General features: G+C 73.8%; 5 protein-coding genes. 1 reads left to right on the forward strand and 4 read right to left on the reverse strand.

Annotation, left to right across the window (positions count from 1 at the left end):
• Positions 1-424, forward strand: a 424-nt coding sequence (locus PROKR_RS19135) for a DUF3459 domain-containing protein (protein WP_157602274.1), incomplete at its 5' end; no start/stop codon positions are given.
• A gap of 97 nt (positions 425-521) precedes the next feature.
• On the opposite strand, the gene PROKR_RS19140 is transcribed toward PROKR_RS19135, so the two are convergent.
• The 4 genes from PROKR_RS19140 to PROKR_RS35455 all read right to left on the reverse strand — a co-directional run.
• Positions 522-938 carry a hypothetical protein gene (locus PROKR_RS19140; RefSeq protein ID WP_245605888.1) on the reverse strand — a complete coding sequence of 139 codons (417 nt, stop codon included), beginning with the start codon at positions 936-938 and terminating at the stop codon, positions 522-524.
• Complete coding sequence (locus PROKR_RS19145) at positions 935-1375, reverse strand: hypothetical protein (protein WP_211240180.1); 441 nt, start codon at positions 1373-1375, stop codon at positions 935-937. Before PROKR_RS19145 ends, PROKR_RS19140 begins: the two co-directional genes overlap by 4 nt.
• Positions 1375-2919 (reverse strand): alpha/beta hydrolase family protein, encoded by a 1545-nt coding sequence (locus PROKR_RS19150; RefSeq protein ID WP_036965822.1) that lies wholly within the window; start codon positions 2917-2919, stop codon positions 1375-1377. The genes PROKR_RS19145 and PROKR_RS19150 overlap by 1 nt, the downstream gene beginning before the upstream one ends.
• Positions 2916-3249 (reverse strand): hypothetical protein (locus tag PROKR_RS35455; protein ID WP_169736481.1); only part of this gene is annotated, 334 nt, incomplete at its 5' end. The genes PROKR_RS19150 and PROKR_RS35455, both read right to left, overlap by 4 nt.

The following is a 3249-nucleotide window of genomic DNA, read 5'->3' on the forward strand; positions in this document are numbered from 1 at the left end:
CCGCACGACCGGCGCCGAGCCGGGCCGCGACGGCTGCCGCGTGCCGCTGCCGTGGGTCGGTGGCGCGCCGGGCAACGGGTTCGGCCCCACGGGCAAGACCTGGCTGCCGCAGCCCGACGTCTACGCCGAGCTCGCCGCCGACCAGCAGTACGGCGTCGAGGGCTCGACCTTCGAGATGTACCGGGCGGCCCTCGGCCTGCGCCGTGCCGAGAACCTCGGCGCGGGCGTGCTCTCGTGGGTCGACTCCCTGGCCGAGCACCCGGACGTCGTCGCCTTCCGCGTGGCCGACGTCGTCGTGGTCGCCAACCTGAGCGCGACGCCGTTCGCACTGCCCGCCGGGGCGCAGGTGCTGGTCGCCTCGGGCGAGCTCGACGCCGGCTCGGGCGAGCTGCCGTCGGACACGACGGTCTGGCTGCGGGGCTGACGCACCGCTCCTCCGAACGCTGGTCAAGCCTGTCGAGACCGGGTCTCGACAGGCTTGGCCGGCGATGGGTCAGCCCGACCGGCGACAGGTCAGTGGGTCAGCCCGGCGTGATGCCGTAGTGCTCGCGGGCCTCGCCGACGGTCGGCGGGCCGTTGAAGCCGAGGTCGTTCGCGCCCACGACGATCGACCCGTCCTCGTTCGCGTACTGCTGCGGGGTCGCCCAGGTGTCCTCGAGGTCGCCCGCCGCGGCGATGGACCGCAGCACGCCGTCCATCACCTCGACGGCCTCGTCCTCGGTGGTCGCCGAGACCACCACGTCGCCGCGCTGCCAGCCGCCGCCGAAGTTGTCGCTGCACTCCCACTCGGCCGAGACCACGCCGGAGACCGCCGTCGCGGCCTCGGTGAACGCCTCCGCGCACCGGTCGGTGTCGCCCGACGAGCACGCGGACACGGGCAGCACCAGCGCCGCCGCCAGGACGGCGGGCAGGTACCGCGCTCGGTCACGTCGCATCATTCAGCCAGTCCCTCTTCGTAGTGTTCCCGCACCTGGCGGATCGTCGGCACGCCGGAGAACCCCGCGTGCCGCGCCCCGACCACGACCGAGCCGTCCTCGTTCCGGTACTCCTGCGGCGTGGCCCAGCGCGGCTCCAGCCGCGGCTCGGCCGCGAAGGCCCGCAGCAGCGCCTCCATCACCCGCACCGCCTCGTCCTCGGACGAGGCCCGCAGCACGACCTTGCCGCGCTGCCAGCCGCCGCCGAACTGGTCGCTGCACTCGAACTCCGCCGAGACCACGCCCTCGACGGCGAGCGCCGTCGAGGTGAGCAGCTCCTCGCAGTCGGGGTTGCGCGCCCTGCCCAGGCTGAGCAGCGCCGCGAGCCCGCCGCCGACCGGCCCCGACTCCGAGAGCCGGTCCACGAGCCGGCGCCTGCGGCGCGCCCAGCCTCCGCCCATCAGTTCTTCCGGCCGACGTGGACGTCCTGCGCGGTCACGGTCGAGCTCGAGCCGGGAGACGTGAGGAACCCGCTGTCCCGCAGCTCCTGCTGGTAGGCGAGGTACCCGGGGTCGGTGCTGTTGGCCATGGAGTTCGGGTACGCCTCGGCGTGGTCGTGGTTGGCCACGGCGTTGAAGGCGGAGCCCGGGTCGTCGAACGTGACGCTGGTGTGGTTGGCGCTCTCGTTCTGCCCGCCGGGCAGGAACGGGAACCGCGAGTCGCCGAGGTCGAGGCGCGGGACGACGTCGTGCTGGTGCTGCATCTCCAGCACGCTCACCGACGGGTCGATGTGCGCGCTGTCGATCGGCGAGCCGTAGGTCATCGCGTGGGTGACGTTGAACTCGTTCACGAACCCGGGGTCGGACGTCAGGTCGGCCACCGTCATGCCGCCCTGGGAGTGACCGACCATCATGACCTCGGCACCCGGCGGGATGTCCGCGTTCCGCATGGCGAGCATGACGGCCTCGCTCATGGTCGAGCGCGAGCCGCCCGCCGTGACCAGGTTGCCGGTCAGGTCCATGGGGTTGTCGCCCGCCGAGGGGTTCCACGCCTCGGTGCCGGGCACGTTGACGATGACGCGCGGGCCGTCGGGCCCGTCGATCGTGGTGATCCGGACGTTGCCGTCGCCGGCGTTGTACGAGTCGGTCACACCGAGCGCGACCTCCGAGATGCTGGAGGGTTCGCGCGGTGCGGCGACGTCCGTCGGGTCCCCCGCGTACGGGTCGCCGTCGTCGAAGACCTTGGGGTCGAACATGCCGAGCGAGCCGGCGGTGAGACCCAGGCCGACCGTCGTGCCCGCGAGCCGGATGCCGGACGCGAGCACCTCCGTCGTCCGTGGCCACTCGCCGTCGAGGATCGCCCCACCGGTTGCGTCCCAGAGCTGCAGGCCGGCGTCGCCCACGTTCATGAACGCGCCGCCGATCGCGCTCCCGCGGTCGCCCAGCCAGCCCAGGACGTCGGAACCTCGGTCACCGAGCCAGCCCAGCGCGTCGGAGCCCTTGTCGCCGATCCAGTCGACGGCGTTGCCGCCGGCGTCCCAGAGGTCGGTCGCGCGGTCGCCGATCCAGCCCGCGGCGTCGCCGGCCTTGTCCCCGACCCAGTCGACGCCGTCGCCGCCGGCGTCCCAGAGGTCGCCCGCCTTGTCCCCGAGCCAGTCGAGCACGCCGCCGTCGTCGTCCCCGCCCGTGCTGCCCGACCCCTGGGTCGAGACCCCGGCGAAGCCGCCGCCGTCGTACGTGTTCGAGGTCTGGTCCTGGGCGTCGGCGTTGGCCCTCGCCCGCTGGGCGTAGGTGGTCAGCGACTCCGCGACGGTGCCGAGCATGGGCGCGTGCTGCGACTCCCACTCGCCGCGCATCTGCTCGACGTTGGGGCCCGCCCCGTCGAAGCCCCAGACGGCGACGGAGGTGATCGACTTGACCGACTCCAGCTGCGATGCGCCGTCCTCGAGCATCTTGGCGAGGGCCCGTACCTGTTCCGGATCCTGCCCCTGCATCGTGTCGCTCACTGCCCTGCCTCACCCTCGGCACCGGTGCCGGGCTCCGGCGTGGTGGCGTCCACCGCGCCGACCAGGGCCCACTGCAGCTCGGCGGCGACCGAGCCGGCCGGCCGCTCGACGGGCGCCACCGCGCCGTCGTCGGTCCGCACGTCGAGCAGGCGGCCGTCCACCACGGACCAGAGCCGCGGCCAGACCACCTCGGGAGCGTCCGAGTCGCCCCACGCCTCGACGCTGACCTGGAGGTTCGCCTGCTCGTCGTCGAGCAGCCGGACCAGCTCGGCCCGGTCGACGACCGGGCCGGTGGACGGCGTCGAGCCGAGCGCGGGGCCGGGCACGGCC

The organism is Promicromonospora kroppenstedtii DSM 19349 (assembly GCF_000515355.1).
GTDB lineage: Bacteria > Actinomycetota > Actinomycetes > Actinomycetales > Cellulomonadaceae > Promicromonospora > Promicromonospora kroppenstedtii.